This window comes from Bacillus cereus group sp. N11 (assembly GCF_016483605.1).
Classification (GTDB): domain Bacteria; phylum Bacillota; class Bacilli; order Bacillales; family Bacillaceae_G; genus Bacillus_A; species Bacillus_A toyonensis.
In genome coordinates, this window is record NZ_JAEHBN010000003.1 from 311,974 (window position 1) to 328,059 (window position 16,086).

The window sequence follows — 16,086 nt, forward strand, 5'->3', positions numbered from 1 at the left end:
AGAATGATAAAAATGAATGATAGATCCTCAAGAAGATGGATAATGCAACAAAAGTTAAGAGTACTAAAAACAAAAATTAGCAATGATACAAACCCTTTATTTAATGAATGTCTTGAATCCCTCGGAGACAAAACGATAATTTTCTCCCAGGAAAAAAGCCAGCAGATTACTACTAATTTAATAAAATCTTTTCCTATAACTGTCTCTGGAAGAATAGATTGGGGCCAGATAGATAATCAATTATTAGTTACAAACAAGGAAAAATTAATTTCACTAATTAATATAAATAAACCAGATTTTGATGAACAGATTTTTATACTATGGGATAACTATAAATTCCCTGTAGTAAGTACAAATCTTGATAAAGTATTCCAATCACTAGTTGACATTGATGCAGTCAGCTTTCATTACTGGTTATTGGATAAAGAATATAAATTCATAATTGAAATAGAAGATGAAGAGATGATTAGAGTTGGGTTTTGCTAATAATCCACTCATTTTTTCTCATCCTCCTTTTCTATAAAATGAGCTGTTTCCATCGATGCTATGACTTTGTACCTCTTTCAATTCAATGGGCCTACATATTTGCTTCTTTAGGTACTTCATTGTTTATCAGCAAGCGATCTGACTTCTCCGAGACAGCAACTGCACTGCCAGCGTCTAAAAACAATGTATAATGTTCCTTATAAAACATTTGAATCTCTTGATATAATTTCTATCGAGAATGAGAATTACCTCTCGCAACCTGTATATTGTCATGTTATTTGCTTTCTACCTAGTAAATTGTAGCGAACGACGAGTCTTTTGTTTTATACTTCTATTTTCGTTCATTAAGGTCGATTGTTTTTTTATCCCCATATAACTCATCCTGTTTCTAATCCAATTAAGAAAAGGATAAACCCTATCCCGATAATTTTTAATATAACTTTCAAAACAATTTCACCCACCTCGTTTATCTATATAGCCATCATCCTTAACAACAAACAAGACGCCACCCAGATTACGGAAGCGCCTACAATACTTGCTATAAATTTTACAAAACTTATTTACCTTCACGTCATTTATTTCTTTGCTTCCATACCCCATTCTCTTTACGATAAGTATTCTTTCCATTCATGAATCCCGCTGCATTACCAGGAATGCTATATTTCTTATTTTTAGCCTTCCTCTTCATCCTTTTTTCTTCTTGAACAGCTTGCAAATCCACCTTCCATTGTTTCAACAAATCCTTTTTACGCCGCATCGAATTTGTGCCCCTCAGATTGAAATATTAACCCATCAATCATATTATATATATTTATATATAATTTTCAATAAAAAGAGAGCACCAATATCGAGGTTGCTCTCAATATAAATTGGGGTTTATCCTGAGCATTGAATAGGACACGAAAAACTCGTCCTATTACATAATATGCTTGTCCTTATCATAATGTGCAATAAAAAAAGCACCCTCGCCCAGGCGCCAAAAGATACATATACGTTGAGGTAACTAATACGTTAGAAAAGACCCTTCCATATCATTGTATGATTATCGCTTATCTTTATACCTAACAGACTCATTAAATACATTTAATGTATAATTTCAATTGATTTAACCCTGCCTAATACTATCCAATTCATGGTTAGTATTCTAAATAGACCAACGATGTATTATAATCCTTTATATACCCAAGGAGGTTCACCATGCTTAATTTTCATAAAACATTCCCCATCTTAGGATTATTTTGGTTTTTATACAGTTTCATCGGTCTCATCTTTTTATTACTATTCCTTAGCGTGTAGTCACAACGCATATAAATCTATGTTTAATGTGTAATTTCTATATAACAAAGAAAAAAGCACCCGTTGTGGATGCTTTTCTAGTTTCATTTTAAAAATACCTCTTTATCATCCGTAATAATTTGCTGACTCTCATCATCATTATCAATTTCTTTTCTTTAGTATTCAAGGGTAATTTCGATTTCTTCCTTATTCTCATAATAAATCCATTTTGTACTTTTAATTTCTTGGTCTAATTGTTTCCCTCTGTCTTGAAGCGGATTGATTTCTGCTCTTACGAAAAGTTTTTTCCTTTCCCCTTCAAACTTTTCACTCACTTTTTTTAGAATATCAATTTTTTTCATCAGAGTAAAGGATTCAAGTTCTCTTTCTTTTTCCACTTTTACAATCGCTTTATACTTTTCTATTAAATTTTTTCCCACTTTAATAATTCATCAAAAATATATTTATCCATCTCCTAATCCCCTCCAAATTAATTCATTCGATAAGAACCATAAATATCCTTTTATTCGAATAGGCAAAATTATATATTTTAAATAAAAAGCCTAAATAGGATATGGAAAAATAAATGAAAAATTCACTATTAGTTCAAGGCTGAGTACTCTCAACCTTCTCGAACCCACCGCATCATATAATTTTCTAGCTCATATTAGCTACGCGCTTTACGTTCGGTGACTAGGAGAAGAATAAGAATCTTCTCGTTTATACTCCATAGAGTCGGACAATACTTCGGCTGTCGCATAGCCTTCACTGACCAACTGTGTTTACACAACGTGATTATATCCAAGACGTATATCTTTCTTCCAACGCCTTGTTTAAACCAATACACTAGAGGGACGGAAGGGGAATATTTCCGCTGTATTGGCTCAAACAAAGAGTGGAACTCTTTGCCCTCGTTTTGGTCATTAATAAGAATCGTGAGTAATTACTAATGTACGAGATCACGTATACTTTTTTAGATTTTTAGAATGCAAGCGTCACCCAATCATGAGCAACCACCCCCATTCCATCTTCAAGAACCGACATACTAGAAAGAAATAGACTTATATTTATTATCAACCCAGAGGACGCATTCTGGGCTGAACACTAAATACAATAAAAACAGCATGACGAATGCGAGTCATCTCACACCCACCACTCTGGAATATGTCATTGTTATACATTGATTGGTCTCTTCGTCTTAATGCGGCTTCTTACCGCCTTGCCCGCCCTACTATGCGGTATACGTTACCGTGACATTCTCGCATCAGAACGTTTCACTAATAGGTGTACTAATCCTCTTCGATATGTTGTTGTCAAAGGGCTTGTACCTATACTTTACTGCCGATTTCATTTGCATAATTCCCCTTATTTTATCGGTTTTTTGTTGATGTTTTTTATTCCATAAAAAAAGCATCCCAATTTTCATGAGATGCATATTTCTTATAAAGAATCTTGCTATTAAGTAAAACAAAAAGATAACATTTCCTTAACGATTATATCTTTGATTGAACTAGCTCATAAAATGAATTCGCTTTTGATGGGGTAGAAAAATTATCAAATACAATAAAAGCATCACCGGAATCCATTGTTATTTTTTTGATAAAAGGGATACTAGACATCTCTAAAACTACATCATTTGTATGACTGAAGTTATTCACCTCAGTGTATGCATATTCCCATTTAAGGCCTTTTCCAAACATATAGTCAGCACAAAACAATAACTTTTTATTTGTAGCAGCTAAAATTCCAGATCTACTAATATAACCAAGATTTATCGCACAATAAAGTGTAGAAATTACTTCTTCATTACTCTGTAAGTATCCTGTTACCGTTTCCAAGTTCGCCTTCACTAGTAATCCTCCATATTTTTAGTATTAAATTATCAACAATATAAATCTATTTTATTATATATTACATTTTAACACTAACACGAAAGCATTCCAACAAAACCCCTTATATTTAAATCATCCCCAATGAAGTAGCAATCATTCGAATTGCATTTTTCTTCTTATAGTAGAAATGATCTTTCTTCATTGAGAGTTCTGTATACATAAAACTATCCTTTAATTTCTCTCCATTCAAATACTTCATCTTGATAATTTCCGCCTCATCATAATCTAAAACGTATTGTAAGGCCTGATTAATTTGTTTGAATTTGATATTTCAAACATGCCTTGTATTCCTTATCTCAGAAAACAGACTAATTCCCTCTTGCTGTAGCTCCACTTCATTCTCAAATCGTGCTTTTAAAGCGCGGTATTCCTTTAGAATTTTCGATTGATAAGCTTCTCAAAAGCCATTCCTCTGTTCCCTTGTCCCATTGTTATTTCTCCTTTCTATTAAAAGGATTATTTTATCATTTTAGCCAAGAAGACTCCTTCCTCAAGGAACGCTAAGTGAGTAGGTGGGAGATGAATTCGCTTCGGACAAGGGATGGCAGGGAGCCATCTTAATTGTTCGACATACATAAATTGTTACTTCACTACCTACCGAATGTATGTTCGTTATATAATAGATACATATCGAAATGGAGGTGAAATGAATGATGATCAATAAAGCATATAAATTTCGTATCTATCCAAATAAAGCACAAGCGACTCTAATCAATAAAACGATTGGCTGTTCTCGTTTTGTATTCAATCATTTCCTATCTCTATGGAATAATGCATACAAAGAAACAGGAAAAGGTTTGACATATGGTACATGCTCTGCCAAACTTCCTGCCATGAAGAAAGAGTTTGTTTGGCTAAAAGAAGTGGATAGTATTGCGATTCAGTCGTCTGTTCGCAACCTTGCGGATGCTTATACACGTTTTTTCCAAAAACAAAACAATACCCCGCGTTTCAAATCTAAGAAGAACAACGTACAATCTTACACCACAAAACAAACAAATGAAAACATTGCTGTTGTAGGAAACAAAATAAAATTGCCAAAACTAGGTCTTGTTCGATTTGCCAAAAGTCGTGAAGTAAAGGGACGTATTTTAAATGCTACGGTTAGATGGAACCCTTCTGGTAGATACTTTGTTTCATTGTTAGTTGAAACAGAAGTGCAAGAACTTCCGAAAACAAATTCTTACATTGGAATAGATGTAGGACTAAAAGATTTCGCCATTTTGTCAGATGGAACAACCTATAAAAATCCGAAGTTTTTTCGATTGTTAGAAGAGAATTTAGTAAAAGCACAGCGTGTTCTTTCTAAAAGAATGAAAGGATCTTCTCGCTGGAATAAACAACGAGTAAAGGTAGCTAGAATTCATGAATACATGGCAAATGCTAGAAAAGATTACTTGGACAAAATCTCAACTGAAATCATCAAAAACCACGATGTTATCGGTATAGAAGATTTGCAAGTATCTAATATGTTAAAGAATCATAAGTTAGCAAAAGCAATTAGTGAGGTATCATGGTCACAGTTTCGAACTATGTTGGAATATAAGGCAAAATGGTACGGTAAACAAGTCATTGTCGTATCGAAAACATTTGCTTCAAGCCAATTATGTTCTTGTTGTGGATATCAAAACAAAGACGTTAAAAATCTGAACCTACGTAAATGGGATTGCCCTTCTTGCCATACACACCATGATAGGGATATTAACGCAAGTATCAATCTAAAGAATGAAGCGATAAGGCTTCTAACCGCAAGGACTGCGGGGTTAGCCCAATAAATTAGAGTTCGATAGAACTCTTTACTTAGGAATCCCCCACTTTCACTTCTAAACGAAGTGAAAGTGGGGGTAGTTCAATAAATTGCTTATACTTTATTTCTCAACCACAACTTATGGAATTATAATGAAATGAATGGTAATATATAGACATCTCAATTACGTTAGAGCTTGTTTCCTTGCAAGCTCTTTTTTTATTAAAATAGCGTTTTTGTTCAAAATGATGACCTTACCCATTTGGACACATTTACCAGTATTTTTACCAAAAAATTCATGATATGGTTATTTAGTCGAGTACGTCATTACTTGATGATTACCCTTAGAAGCCCCGCAGACAATCGGGGTTTCTTTTATTTAAAAAACGATTTTATTCACTTTTATAGCTTACTATTCCTCATAGTTGTGTTTTTCTTCTAGGACTTTTATAAAGTTAAAGTGTCCATCGAGATAACAATCATTGATATAACCCCCAAAATATATTACATTAACTTCGCTTAAAGTAAAATTTTCATTTTTTCATTCAACCAAGTTCATAACATATTCTTTTCCTCCGGTAAAATAATGATTAGGTGCCCCACGCGCATTTTATCCACTGGAAATAACACCTTTTACGTACTTAACTATTAGAAACTTCATTTCTGCTTCTTCTGCAATAGCAATTTTGTTCACTTTTTCGATACATTTATGAAACATTCATATGTTATCTTCAGTATGTTCTATTCTTTTTATAAAACCGTGTGAGATATACCAAAACAAGAAGCCCTAGAGCCCTAACTCTAGGGCTTCCTGTTTTTAAATAAGGATTTTGTTAAGATTCACAAATTTATTTCTTAGGTGAAAACCCTTCATAGAACCACCTTATTTGGACAAATTTACCGGATTAATTAACAGAAATTTCATGTTATTCTTAAATTGTTGAATAACCCAATACATTCAACAATGCTCTTGACCGCATACTTAGTATGCAACCATCCATCCAGATACCTTAGCGAATACGTCCCCCAAATCGTTGTTATTGCTAAGGTATCTTTTTAGATGCCCTGTGTGCAGGGCTTTTTTATTTCAGTGATAATGCTCTTTTTCCCCATATAATTATCTATGCTTGTAGCCTCATTTCTTAACAAAATTCAAATTTGGTCTTACTTTATTCCAGTCGATCCAAACTCAAGATTTCCTCTTTCCGATTCTGATAGCTTGTCTACTTCAAAAAAATTAGCTGTTATTACTGGCGCTATTACGCCTTGAGCAATCCTTGTTCCTCGTTCAACCACATTGGCTTGCATATTTAAACTTATTGGTCTTTCAGTGTGATCAACCAAGACTCCAACTTCTCCACGGTAGCCACTATCCACCGTTCCAAAAGCGACCCTTAACTTTGTATCACGCGTCATACCGCTACGTGGGCGCACCTGCACCACAGTTTCTTTTTTCATTACTTTTTTCCCTTTGCTCCACTAATTAACTTCGTGATCTCGTACATACCGTTCTCCACTTCCATCATTCTTGATACATTCCTTTTATTAGATTCCACAACTCTTTTTCAGTCATCTCATAAAGTTGTCGTCCTGTCTTTTCCTCTTTATAAATTCCTTTTTGCAGTAATACATCGATGTAGATTTGTTTCCTATCCATGTTTCCTCCTAGCTTCTTTTCTTCTCAGGTCTCCTTGTAGGTGTAGTTGCTGCCATTTGTGGACTCCATCCTCTTTTTAATACTCTTGTACTAAATGTGCTATATGAAATACCATTCTCTTCAGCTAAATTGACCATATCTTCCATTGTTGCTCTCAATTTCTTTACAGGCTTTTTCGCCGCTTCCTCTGGTGACATCCCTTTATAAACACGAGTTACAAATGTCATTTTTTTAATCCCATTTTCTAACGCTAGTCTCAACCACTTTTGTTCCCTAAATTGATATTTCCGAGGTGGTGTATTAATTGCCTTATCAATATCCCATCCCATTTGATATACCCTACGATATAACATGTAATAACCAATTCCGTTCTTCTCGGCTGCTTCATAATCTTCCTTTTCAAGCCATCTATTTATCGTCATAGAGCTATGCCTCCTAATCCAAATTCATGATTTCCTCTAAGGTTCTATCCGAAATATAAGTAGTAATGATTTGTATCTTTCCGTATTTCTTTTTAGCCATTTCTATAGCTGTGCCCTCGGACTTAGACTCAAACCAACAAAGCTTCCACTTCTCGTCTTTATCGTAAAATTCTACTGAGTACGTCATAACGCTATTACTCTTCAAAAATCTTTCTGCTGTACTTGTTGCGCTATAATCAAAACTTCCTACTACATCCTCCAGTGTTAGTTGTTTCATGCCCCTAACCCCATTGGACGAGATTTAATTTTGTTCTTATCTGCCTGATCCATGATTAAGGCGGCTATTTCTAATTGATGCCTTCCTAGCTCTTTTGCTATTTCAAGAATATCTTTATCCTCAACCCACATTTCTCGTAATCGAATCACTTCACTTTCATCAAACAATAAGTCCAACTCTTCTAAAGCGATATATAAGTTACGACGCGATTTCTTCATGTACCTTCCCTGCTGCAACGCCATTGTGTAATTCTCCTTTTCCAAATCCGTTCCAAGTCGTGGCATCCCATTTCCCCTCCAGTTGTAATTGATGAATTTCTCTTAGTTCCGCCATAACAGCATGACGTCTTCTATCCACTTCTTCAGGACTGCGATTCCCTGCTTCGCAATTCCCGGCCATAATCGTGTTAAACACTTTCTCATTGAGGTAATCCGTTGCAATGACCTTTGCGATTTCAAGGTTCTTCGCTCCTTCCTCGCTAGTAGGTTGGTAGTTATCAAAATTAGCTTTCTTAATGTTGCTATCTGCAATCATGCTTTGTTGATGAAACATGAATTTCTTCTCATTTGCTTTATCTGCATCGTATTTCGCTTGTTCTTGCTGCTGAAGTTTATTACTTTCGTTTTCAAGGAAACAGCGAGGGCAAACAACTTGTCCACCGAACTTCATCTTATTCATGCCATGCGTATCGCACACATCAGAATCCATAGTCATATTCACCTTTTTTGGCTATATTGGTTGGTATTGCTAGTGCCGCTCTCTGCATTGTTCTTCGCTCCTTTATTTCTTTGGTATTCATCTTCTAAGGCTTCCACATCATCTAAAGTCTTAATGTTTCTGTTAGCCCATTGTTTTAAGATGCCTTCAGCATAATTCCATTTCTTCTGTTGCTTTCATGCACGTTCCATAGCTGCTATAACAAGTTCTTCACTTGTATCTTTAATCCACTGATCTATGCCATCTACCATGAATGGATTTAAAACTCCAATGTTACTTTCGTAGAATGAGAAGGGATTCTTCTTACTACTACTTATTGTTAAATTAGTAGTAGTAAGATTAGTATTGTTAGTGTTCAAATCGTGAACGTCATTGACGTAATAAACATTGGACATACCATCCTGTTCTTTAGATGAACGTTTCTCTTTTGTCACATAACCCATTTCAATTAAAGCGTTTAAAGCCTTGATTACCGTATTCTTTGACATCCCGACTTTCTTTCCGATTGTTGGTAAAGAAGGGAAGCAACTTCCCGTTTCTTGATTTAGATGTCTGCAAAGGACCATGTACACTGGCATTTCTTTATGAGAAAGCCTTGCATCGTCTACAATCTCGTTATCTATCATGAAAAATCCACGTCTTCTTCTATCTATTAATGTCATTTAGTTCACCTTCTTCATCCAACATTCATAACTCACATTGTCTTCCATGCCAGTAAAACGAACCTTGTCTCTCCCCCTGAATTTACCTTCGTGATGGAAAGTTCTTTCTGCTCTATATACCCGCTTAATTGGTGTTACATAGTCATAACCTCGTTTTTCTAAATCACGAACTGCTATTAACATCTCTTTCATCGATCCACGCCTTACAGGTATCTTAAACATCACGCATTCGCCCTTTCGCATACTGCTATGTCGCCTTGAACCTTAATTACTTTGTATCCTGGATAGCGATCGGGAGTAATGTACTCAATCGCCTTTACTCTTGCTTCTTTTTCGTTCCGTGCGCCCTTCCACACCCACTTCGGAAGGACGACTTTAGATTGATTTTTATCTAACATAGGCTTAGCATCTCCTTAGTTTGTCTGTTCTATTTTTTCTGCTTGTTCTTGTTCTTCGATTTCAGAAGTTTCTTTTTCAGCCTGTTTAACCCACTTTGTTGATTTCTTAAGTACTTCTTCAGCTTGTTTTAATGTCAATTCGCCAACTTCTTTAATACATAAGTGTCCTTTAATCGTGTCTTCATCCACTTTTCGAAGAGTAGCTAATTTTTTTATGTTTAATTTGATTGCACCAACTTGTTGAGCAGTAATCATTTCCTCTTGGATCTCTGGTAAATCTTCACCTGCATAGATGTATAATCCTAATCCGTGAAGTTCAATTGCTTTTACTAAGCACCGTTGGATACTCATGTTAATGTCCAAGCTGTTAGGCTCTGCAATCCGCTTGTTCTGATTGTTTAGTATTGGGTGAATCTGACTTAGTGTTATTCCTTGTACAGTTACTTCACCCTCTACAAAGTAACCACAATCTGTTTTGAGATAAGGCGCTCCATCAAATCGTTTTACTTCCCATGTTACTGTTGGATCTACTTCACGAAGTTTTTTAACTGCCATGCGCATGATAAATAGTTAAAGCGCCCTTTCTTTTCAACGTGTTCCGTGCAATCTATTTGAGCTAATTTAGAAAAATAATTTTCAGTTGTCAGATGAATCTTCCTCCCCTTTAAAATGGTGATATTTCTGTTTGTTTACTAACTTCATATACTTCCGTAAGTACCTGTAATCCGTATTCATAAGCTACAACCATCGATGCAGCGTTAGGTTCATTACTTTGCTTATATCGTTCAACTAAACTCTTCATAATTTGAATTTCAGCTTCAATTTTGCTTTGCAGGCTCATTTTACTCACCTGCCACTTTCATAACTGAATGATCAACTACATACTCTTCAACACATTCCATTGAGTTATGTATGTAATCTCCATCAAAATCCAAATACTCTTCACCTAAATAAATCTCTTGAGAACACCCTTCGCAATTTCCGATAGAATCATTGGCTGATGAATCATGATGATTGCCAATTAACATTGGATTTTCAATCATTTCCACATTCCTCCTTATTTACTGTAGGAGAAAACACATATAAATGGGTTATTATATGTGTTTTCTCCAAACCGTCTTAGGGCTAAGGCGGTTTTTATTTTTTCAATAGTACTTACTGAGTATTTTTTTTAATATTTAGTTACCGATATGTGTATCAACCGGACTGTGCTTCTATACGGGCTTTTTTGATGCTTTTGAGCATCGAAATACCCAGGAATCTATCTATTAGGTGGGTTATCCTATTAGATTCTTGAATATTACGATAAGTAAAAGCTTGTCCTATTAACTCTATAAAGACGCTATTACAAACATAATCCCTCATAGCTTCTATGGATTATCAACTTTTTTCATAATTTTTATCCTTGTTTTTTTATATTCACGATTTCGTAACATCTCTATATAATGTTTTATTGAATTTCGTGTTAAACTTATAACATTCCAAGAAGTCCTTTACTTTTAGAATCGACAATTCTTCAATACCCTTAGTCTTGCCCTACATCCCCTGTAGGGCTTTTATCATTTAGCTAGAGTGATATACTTCTTGTATGTTTCCTCAACCTTATCTGCGCCGTTATGTACACCATTCGCTCTTAAATCCTTTACGATCCACAAGATTTTCTTTCGTTCGTATTCATCTCGCTCCTGTTTATCCATTACTGTTCATCCTTCATAAACCTTTTGTCTATCCGATCCATTATTAACTTTTGAAAGAGGACGCAACCAACAAGGATTATTTATACATCAAAATTACCTTCAGAGTGGCGAATTTATAAAAACCCCTTACGTTGAAGGTATACAAAAGATTGTGTCGGATAAAATAGTTGTCATTAACAATAAAGAAAAAATTCTTGAAAAGCTTGATTTTATAGGGATTAACGAAAAGTTTATCTATGGAGATTACGATCATATTGCTTCTTACATAAGAAAAAAATTTCAATAAGATATAAATTCGAATCATATTTCTCAATGGACAAAACAATTTAACATGGTAAAATAATATTTGGATGGGAGTCCAATACATATTATTAAAATTAAAGTGGTTCAAGTCGGAGGAAGGCACCTTTGGGTGTCTTTTTTTATTTTCAAAAGGACCTGCTCAATTCATTCGTAAAAACATAAGGTAAAGTGAATCCATTAAAATACATGAGTGACCTTAATTTTCCCCTCCTACTCAAAGGAGAGATTAAAATGGGCTTTGGTGGTAGTTGCGGTAGTTGTGGCGGAGGATTTGCTTTATTAGTTGTTTTATTTATTTTATTAATCATTGTTGGAGCTTCTTGCTTCTGCTAAAAAACTATCGGAAAAGGCACTCTTATATGGGTGTCTTTTTTTTATAAAATTTACATCAAATTAATTAAACTTTATAAATAGATGTAGTAAAATATAAATTGGGTGGGAACCCAGATATATTTGTGCTGTAAGAAAAGTCTTATGTAGATTGAGTAGAGTAAGGCACCTTTGGGCGTCTTTTTTTTTCTCAATATAAGAACTTTAAGAATATGCTATTATTTAAATACAAATTCCCTTTTGTGCACTGAGATAGTAATACCCAATAAAAAAGCCCACCTATTTCCGTAGGTGGGCCTTATCTTTATTACACAATATCAAAGTATACTCTCTTTTTCTCATAAACTTTATGTAATTATACATATTTGTAAAAATTACACTAAACAAATATTACATGTAGTAAAATATAAATCGTGGACACGTTCTATAAAGCAGATTCTTTTGAAAGACGTAACATATTGACAATTATCAAAAATGTCACGTCACTCTAATATTGATCTCAAATCTCTTGTATTTTGTAAACTAACAATCTGGTATATATAGACGATTCTGTTTTATAGGATGTGTTTACACGTATAACAAAGGGATAATACGGATAAGTTTATACTAAATGAACGTGGTTCAAGTCGGAGGAAGGCACCTTAGGGTGTCTTTTTTATTATTTTTCGACAAAATACGACAATATATAGATAAATAGTTTGCTACCATGAGATGAGAAATCTTACATTTTTTCTGAAATAACTAGTACATAACGGAGGTACTCAACATGAAGCAAAAATTACTTACTACATTAGCATGCAGCGCATTATTTATTGGAATGGCTGCTTGTAGCTCAAATGAGAAGACTACAAATGAATTAAAACCTAAACAAGAAGAAAAGGTTCAGGAAAAGCCGAAAGTTCAAACCATTCAAAAGCAACCTAAAGATAGTTATGTAGTAAGTGAAGATGATTTATCTAAAGCAGCACAGTCGATTGGAGAAATCCGAGATGAGCAAACTATAAATGACATGATGATACATATGTGTCTCCAAAAAATCACATTTCATGGGAATAATCTTCATGGTCCCGGTACCCGTTTTATAGGTCAATTTCAAGTGACCAAAGAAAACATTCAATACCTAAAAAACAACTTAAATGTTATCAATACTGATGATGAAAGACAAAGATATGAATCTCTTCTGAACAAATGGTACGATGGAGATTTTGAATCTCCAGTTGAAGACTATAGTGAAATTCATTATTTACGCTCTGGAAAAAAGCTAAGTATGGAAGGATCTAAACTAGCTAAAAAAACTGATAGTGATGAAAAAGAATTTATTCTCCATTACTTTGGCCAAGAAGGATTAGATATTCATAATAAAGAGTGGAAACATGGAGAATTATAGAAATAAAACTGAATTCTACTAAGAAGTAGAATATTTTTACTCTTTAATACGGTATTTCTTTTTGGAGTATTATGATAACTTAACTTGATTGGCTTGGCATCCAATACATATTATTAAAATTAAGATGGTTCAAGTCGGAGAAAGGCACCTTAGGGTGTCTTTTCTTTTCGGAAAGTGACTCTACACAAAGAAAAGGCCTCATATATTGAGGCTTTATAGTAAACATTTTAGTATTTTCTTCTTACAAGATTTTAGCGAGAAGATTCGTTTAAAAGGCCATTGAATTACTGAAGAATTCTGTCCTCAACATTACATCAGATTTGTATCATATTTATTAATCGTGAATACATTTCACGTTCTTCTTTCAACTTTTTATATAATTGTGAGCAGCATGAAAAACACCAAAAAATTGATTAAAAAAAGCACTGCCAAAATCTTCAGCAATGCTTTCCCATTAAACGTACTATGGTAATGAACGTCTAATTTTTTCTACTCATGAGTTCTGTATACTCATATAAATTTATTTTAGATTTAAAATACGTTCTATTTCCTTCACACTCAATTTACTTGCTTTTGCAATAGTTTCAAGCGGTACACTAATTTCATACATCCCTCGAATCATCTGCATCTTACCTTGCTCAATTCCTTTTTCCATGCCCTCTTGTAATTCCTCTAAATTATTATCTCTAGAAATCTCTTGCACCCCACACTCAAAACATTACGATTATATATATTTGCATTCTCTTCAATATTTCCGACTACCTCTCTCCAAGAATCCATGTCGTTGAATTCTTCATCTAATTGTTAATCTTTGTTAAGATTTTCGTATGCATTTATGCAACATTATATATAGTGATCTAAACTTGCACGCGGTGGCAAATGTAAAGATAAAAAAGTTGTTTAGTCTTGACGCAAAAAAATACAATAACCATCTGTCTATGTAAATGACAGATGGTTATTAAATTCGTTTGAAAATCTAGTTGCGTCATAGAGAATAGGTTTTTGGGTGAATAATAAAGTTTCTTAATTTGTGAGCCAAATAATGAAAATGAACACTCATAATAATAAAGGATTTGCGTTTAAACCCCATACACTAGATTATTTAACTTTTATTTAAAAATATAAGAGCCTCGTTACAAATCATATTGTAGTAAGGCTCTTTAAAGTTGTTTAATTTTTAATCTTTTAAATGTGTTTGTAGACAAAAATCAGTAATAAAATTATTTAAATCTAGTTCAACTAAAGAACCTTTTAGTTTAAGTGTAATTCTTCACAAATCATTGAGATTCTTCTTCGTCTAAATAATTAAAATTACCATCAATTAGATCCTGTAAATACTCATCAAAACTGTTTGCAATCACTTCATATTCATCCGGGTCGTGTAAAAAACGAATTATTTGACCACATACACCTTCATCAGAAGGGTTAAAATCAATATACAGCTTTGATGTTCCACCATTGTTCATACAATCTGAAAAGTGAATATACTTGCCAGGGAGAAGCCCTTCTGGATTTATCTTTGAGTCAACAGCATCCTCGTCATCTTGGTATTCTAAAAGATAGGAGACGTCTTCTTCTTCTTTTGAACTTTCGAGCATCTGCTGTATTGAAAGCAAATAATATGGATACTCTTCAACATCTGAGCCTAAAATACATACCGCAACTTTGTTTTCCCCATATTTCCGCCAATATGTACCATCGATATTTTCAAGTAAAGAGATTAGTGATTCTGGACAATTTGGATATTTCGTCCTTAATATATCAATATCCCCTTTTGTAGCACCATATGCTTTATTTAGTGCTTCGAGATCAGCTGTTGATAATGCTGCTTTCAAACCGTTTAAAAATTTGTTTACCAAATCCATTATTTTGTCCTCCCAATAATCAAATATACATTTTTTTAGTCTATATACCTAACATAAATAAGATTTGACCTTTAACTGTTTTCACATCTAATTTAATTAGTACCATTACGCTCTAGCTCTTCTCGATTAAAGTATTGTTCTAGTAACTCTTTACCTGTTTTGATTGTAGTATAGTACTCTCCACCATACAGTTTACCTTCTGATGGATTGTGAAAATCTTCGTATTTCTTGAAGTCTTCATTTTCTTCAAATGATTTCTTTGCAAGGTCCATGTCTTCTGCTTTTATTTTAGCAAACAATCTACCTATATCGAATACACCGTCTTCATCAGTACTCTCTTCTACTAAATAGTGTGCTTCTTCCTCTATAGGAGTTAGCTTCTTCTTTGTAACAGAATATAAATGTCTCGTTTCCACTTCCTCTACCATAATAAAGAACCAACCAACTCTTACTACTGTACATGGTGCTAATCCTAGTAATGTATAGGCAACTACCTTTTGGTCTTTCACATATTTCCCCATCTTACCTACCCCTTAATTTGTTTATTTTATTCTGTTTAAAGGTCAAAGTATTTTCAACGTGATGATACATATCTATAACCATATAAAACAGTAATTCCCTTTACTACAATTGTATTTTCTTCAATACTTTTCACTATCGCTTCTCCTGTTAAACGATTCATATATTGAATATAAATGGCAAATTCTATAGGTTCCTTTATTTGTTTTGCTTCTTCAAAATAATATAATTCCTCTTCATCGGCACTTAACTCTAACTCCCAATCTGCAAAGTTAGTTTTATTTATGGATAGTCCATGAGATTCAGGCGATCCTATTTCATATTTTAAATCTTTAACAAAAACACGGTCTACGCCATATCAGTTCCTTTTTCTTCCCATTTTGGTCATCCTTTTCGTTCCTATTAATAATTTTTTCTACTTCTATTAAGTAAATTATTGACTATGAAAATAT

General features: G+C 33.8%; 20 protein-coding genes and 6 pseudogenes. 4 read left to right on the top strand and 22 right to left on the bottom strand.

The features are described 5' to 3' along the window. Nucleotides 1-12 precede the first annotated feature (12 nt). Complete coding sequence (locus JDS98_RS07515; protein ID WP_098711059.1) at nt 13-486, top strand: CDI toxin immunity protein; 474 nt, start codon at nt 13-15, stop codon at nt 484-486. A 571-nt stretch (nt 487-1,057) separates the two neighbouring features. Here JDS98_RS07515 and JDS98_RS07520 read toward each other — a convergent pair. The 4 genes and pseudogenes from JDS98_RS07520 to JDS98_RS30565 form a co-directional block, all read right to left on the bottom strand. Then, entirely contained in the window at nt 1,058-1,243 is a 186-nt protein-coding gene (locus JDS98_RS07520; RefSeq protein WP_098016299.1) for a hypothetical protein, read from the bottom strand. A gap of 694 nt (nt 1,244-1,937) precedes the next feature. Next, nucleotides 1,938-2,201, bottom strand: a complete 264-nt coding sequence (locus tag JDS98_RS07525) for a hypothetical protein (RefSeq protein WP_223268717.1) — start codon at nt 2,199-2,201, stop codon at nt 1,938-1,940. 1,053 nt (nt 2,202-3,254) lie between these two features. Continuing rightward, nucleotides 3,255-3,611 (bottom strand): PH domain-containing protein, encoded by a 357-nt coding sequence (locus JDS98_RS07530; protein ID WP_098711866.1) that lies wholly within the window; start codon nt 3,609-3,611, stop codon nt 3,255-3,257. Nucleotides 3,612-3,720: 109 nt separating this feature from the next. Next, nucleotides 3,721-4,035 (bottom strand): annotated as a pseudogene (locus tag JDS98_RS30565) (ArpU family phage packaging/lysis transcriptional regulator); the annotation flags it as partial. Nucleotides 4,036-4,303: 268 nt separating this feature from the next. Between JDS98_RS30565 and tnpB the strand changes: the two are divergent. Further along, nucleotides 4,304-5,428 carry an IS200/IS605 family element RNA-guided endonuclease TnpB gene (gene tnpB, locus JDS98_RS07540; protein WP_199633738.1) on the top strand — a complete coding sequence of 375 codons (1,125 nt, stop codon included), beginning with the start codon at nt 4,304-4,306 and terminating at the stop codon, nt 5,426-5,428. 1,136 nt (nt 5,429-6,564) lie between these two features. Here the strand turns inward: tnpB and JDS98_RS07545 are convergent. The 14 genes and pseudogenes from JDS98_RS07545 to JDS98_RS07610 form a co-directional block, all read right to left on the bottom strand. Continuing rightward, a pseudogene (locus tag JDS98_RS07545) lies at nt 6,565-6,840 on the bottom strand (dUTP diphosphatase); the annotation flags it as partial. A gap of 82 nt (nt 6,841-6,922) precedes the next feature. Beyond that, the gene (locus JDS98_RS07550) at nt 6,923-7,057 is read right to left on the bottom strand and encodes a Fur-regulated basic protein FbpA (protein WP_000375382.1); all 135 of its coding nucleotides are present in this window, start codon (nt 7,055-7,057) and stop codon (nt 6,923-6,925) included. 8 nt (nt 7,058-7,065) lie between these two features. Continuing rightward, complete coding sequence (locus tag JDS98_RS07555) at nt 7,066-7,479, bottom strand: hypothetical protein (RefSeq protein WP_199633739.1); 414 nt, start codon at nt 7,477-7,479, stop codon at nt 7,066-7,068. Between the two features lie 13 nt (nt 7,480-7,492). Next, nucleotides 7,493-7,756, bottom strand: coding sequence for a hypothetical protein (locus tag JDS98_RS07560; RefSeq protein WP_199633740.1), 264 nt, complete (start codon nt 7,754-7,756; stop codon nt 7,493-7,495). Further along, a complete protein-coding gene (locus JDS98_RS07565; RefSeq protein ID WP_142345903.1) occupies nt 7,753-7,998 on the bottom strand; it encodes a helix-turn-helix domain containing protein in 246 nt (81 codons plus the stop codon). Before JDS98_RS07565 ends, JDS98_RS07560 begins: the two co-directional genes overlap by 4 nt. Continuing rightward, the gene (locus JDS98_RS07570; protein ID WP_180235686.1) at nt 7,955-8,155 is read right to left on the bottom strand and encodes a hypothetical protein; all 201 of its coding nucleotides are present in this window, start codon (nt 8,153-8,155) and stop codon (nt 7,955-7,957) included. The genes JDS98_RS07565 and JDS98_RS07570 overlap by 44 nt, the downstream gene beginning before the upstream one ends. Next, a pseudogene (locus JDS98_RS07575) lies at nt 8,132-8,470 on the bottom strand (ATP-binding protein); the annotation flags it as partial. The gene JDS98_RS07570 and the pseudogene JDS98_RS07575, both read right to left, overlap by 24 nt. Beyond that, nucleotides 8,454-9,135 (bottom strand): annotated as a pseudogene (locus JDS98_RS07580) (DnaD domain protein). The pseudogenes JDS98_RS07575 and JDS98_RS07580, both read right to left, overlap by 17 nt. After that, entirely contained in the window at nt 9,136-9,357 is a 222-nt protein-coding gene (locus JDS98_RS07585) for a hypothetical protein (protein WP_000472845.1), read from the bottom strand. Next, the gene (locus tag JDS98_RS07590) at nt 9,357-9,533 is read right to left on the bottom strand and encodes a hypothetical protein (protein WP_000884759.1); all 177 of its coding nucleotides are present in this window, start codon (nt 9,531-9,533) and stop codon (nt 9,357-9,359) included. Before JDS98_RS07590 ends, JDS98_RS07585 begins: the two co-directional genes overlap by 1 nt. 15 nt (nt 9,534-9,548) lie before the next feature. Then, nucleotides 9,549-10,210: pseudogene (locus JDS98_RS07595) on the bottom strand (Sak single strand annealing protein). Next, nucleotides 10,198-10,374 carry a hypothetical protein gene (locus JDS98_RS07600; protein ID WP_176549951.1) on the bottom strand — a complete coding sequence of 59 codons (177 nt, stop codon included), beginning with the start codon at nt 10,372-10,374 and terminating at the stop codon, nt 10,198-10,200. Before JDS98_RS07600 ends, JDS98_RS07595 begins: the two are co-directional and overlap by 13 nt. A gap of 1 nt (nt 10,375) precedes the next feature. Then, nucleotides 10,376-10,576 carry a hypothetical protein gene (locus tag JDS98_RS07605; RefSeq protein WP_000572106.1) on the bottom strand — a complete coding sequence of 67 codons (201 nt, stop codon included), beginning with the start codon at nt 10,574-10,576 and terminating at the stop codon, nt 10,376-10,378. Nucleotides 10,577-11,092: 516 nt separating this feature from the next. Next, nucleotides 11,093-11,230, bottom strand: coding sequence for a hypothetical protein (locus tag JDS98_RS07610; RefSeq protein WP_000360683.1), 138 nt, complete (start codon nt 11,228-11,230; stop codon nt 11,093-11,095). Between the two features lie 534 nt (nt 11,231-11,764). On the opposite strand from JDS98_RS07610, the gene JDS98_RS07615 reads away from it, so the two are divergent. Together JDS98_RS07615 and JDS98_RS07620 are read left to right on the top strand one after the other, a co-directional pair. Beyond that, nucleotides 11,765-11,866 carry a YjcZ family sporulation protein gene (locus JDS98_RS07615; RefSeq protein WP_079995239.1) on the top strand — a complete coding sequence of 34 codons (102 nt, stop codon included), beginning with the start codon at nt 11,765-11,767 and terminating at the stop codon, nt 11,864-11,866. Between the two features lie 763 nt (nt 11,867-12,629). Then, nucleotides 12,630-13,250, top strand: a complete 621-nt coding sequence (locus JDS98_RS07620; protein WP_098711893.1) for a DUF6241 domain-containing protein — start codon at nt 12,630-12,632, stop codon at nt 13,248-13,250. Nucleotides 13,251-13,770: 520 nt separating this feature from the next. On the opposite strand, the pseudogene JDS98_RS07625 reads toward JDS98_RS07620, so the two are convergent. The 4 genes and pseudogenes from JDS98_RS07625 to JDS98_RS30205 form a co-directional block, all read right to left on the bottom strand. Next, nucleotides 13,771-13,914: pseudogene (locus tag JDS98_RS07625) on the bottom strand (Rpn family recombination-promoting nuclease/putative transposase); the annotation flags it as partial. A gap of 613 nt (nt 13,915-14,527) precedes the next feature. After that, nucleotides 14,528-15,115 carry an SMI1/KNR4 family protein gene (locus JDS98_RS07630; protein ID WP_098711892.1) on the bottom strand — a complete coding sequence of 196 codons (588 nt, stop codon included), beginning with the start codon at nt 15,113-15,115 and terminating at the stop codon, nt 14,528-14,530. A gap of 92 nt (nt 15,116-15,207) precedes the next feature. After that, on the bottom strand, nt 15,208-15,636 hold the full coding sequence (locus JDS98_RS07635) for a hypothetical protein (protein ID WP_098711891.1): 429 nt from the start codon (nt 15,634-15,636) through the stop codon (nt 15,208-15,210). Nucleotides 15,637-15,689: 53 nt separating this feature from the next. Beyond that, the gene (locus JDS98_RS30205) at nt 15,690-15,950 is read right to left on the bottom strand and encodes a transposase (RefSeq protein ID WP_307838285.1); all 261 of its coding nucleotides are present in this window, start codon (nt 15,948-15,950) and stop codon (nt 15,690-15,692) included. Nucleotides 15,951-16,086 lie beyond the last annotated feature (136 nt).

Coding starts and splice junctions, on each gene's coding strand:
- JDS98_RS07515 (WP_098711059.1), top strand. CDS start 13: ATGAATGATAGATCCTCAAGAAGATGGATAATGCAACAAAAGTTAAGA.
- JDS98_RS07520 (WP_098016299.1), bottom strand. CDS start 1,243: ATGCGGCGTAAAAAGGATTTGTTGAAACAATGGAAGGTGGATTTGCAA.
- tnpB (WP_199633738.1), top strand. CDS start 4,304: ATGATGATCAATAAAGCATATAAATTTCGTATCTATCCAAATAAAGCA.
- JDS98_RS07550 (WP_000375382.1), bottom strand. CDS start 7,057: ATGGATAGGAAACAAATCTACATCGATGTATTACTGCAAAAAGGAATT.
- JDS98_RS07555 (WP_199633739.1), bottom strand. CDS start 7,479: ATGACGATAAATAGATGGCTTGAAAAGGAAGATTATGAAGCAGCCGAG.
- JDS98_RS07560 (WP_199633740.1), bottom strand. CDS start 7,756: ATGAAACAACTAACACTGGAGGATGTAGTAGGAAGTTTTGATTATAGC.
- JDS98_RS07565 (WP_142345903.1), bottom strand. CDS start 7,998: ATGGCGTTGCAGCAGGGAAGGTACATGAAGAAATCGCGTCGTAACTTA.
- JDS98_RS07570 (WP_180235686.1), bottom strand. CDS start 8,155: ATGGCCGGGAATTGCGAAGCAGGGAATCGCAGTCCTGAAGAAGTGGAT.
- JDS98_RS07585 (WP_000472845.1), bottom strand. CDS start 9,357: ATGTTTAAGATACCTGTAAGGCGTGGATCGATGAAAGAGATGTTAATA.
- JDS98_RS07590 (WP_000884759.1), bottom strand. CDS start 9,533: ATGTTAGATAAAAATCAATCTAAAGTCGTCCTTCCGAAGTGGGTGTGG.
- JDS98_RS07600 (WP_176549951.1), bottom strand. CDS start 10,374: ATGAGCCTGCAAAGCAAAATTGAAGCTGAAATTCAAATTATGAAGAGT.
- JDS98_RS07605 (WP_000572106.1), bottom strand. CDS start 10,576: ATGATTGAAAATCCAATGTTAATTGGCAATCATCATGATTCATCAGCC.
- JDS98_RS07610 (WP_000360683.1), bottom strand. CDS start 11,230: ATGGATAAACAGGAGCGAGATGAATACGAACGAAAGAAAATCTTGTGG.
- JDS98_RS07615 (WP_079995239.1), top strand. CDS start 11,765: ATGGGCTTTGGTGGTAGTTGCGGTAGTTGTGGCGGAGGATTTGCTTTA.
- JDS98_RS07620 (WP_098711893.1), top strand. CDS start 12,630: ATGAAGCAAAAATTACTTACTACATTAGCATGCAGCGCATTATTTATT.
- JDS98_RS07630 (WP_098711892.1), bottom strand. CDS start 15,115: ATGGATTTGGTAAACAAATTTTTAAACGGTTTGAAAGCAGCATTATCA.
- JDS98_RS07635 (WP_098711891.1), bottom strand. CDS start 15,636: ATGGGGAAATATGTGAAAGACCAAAAGGTAGTTGCCTATACATTACTA.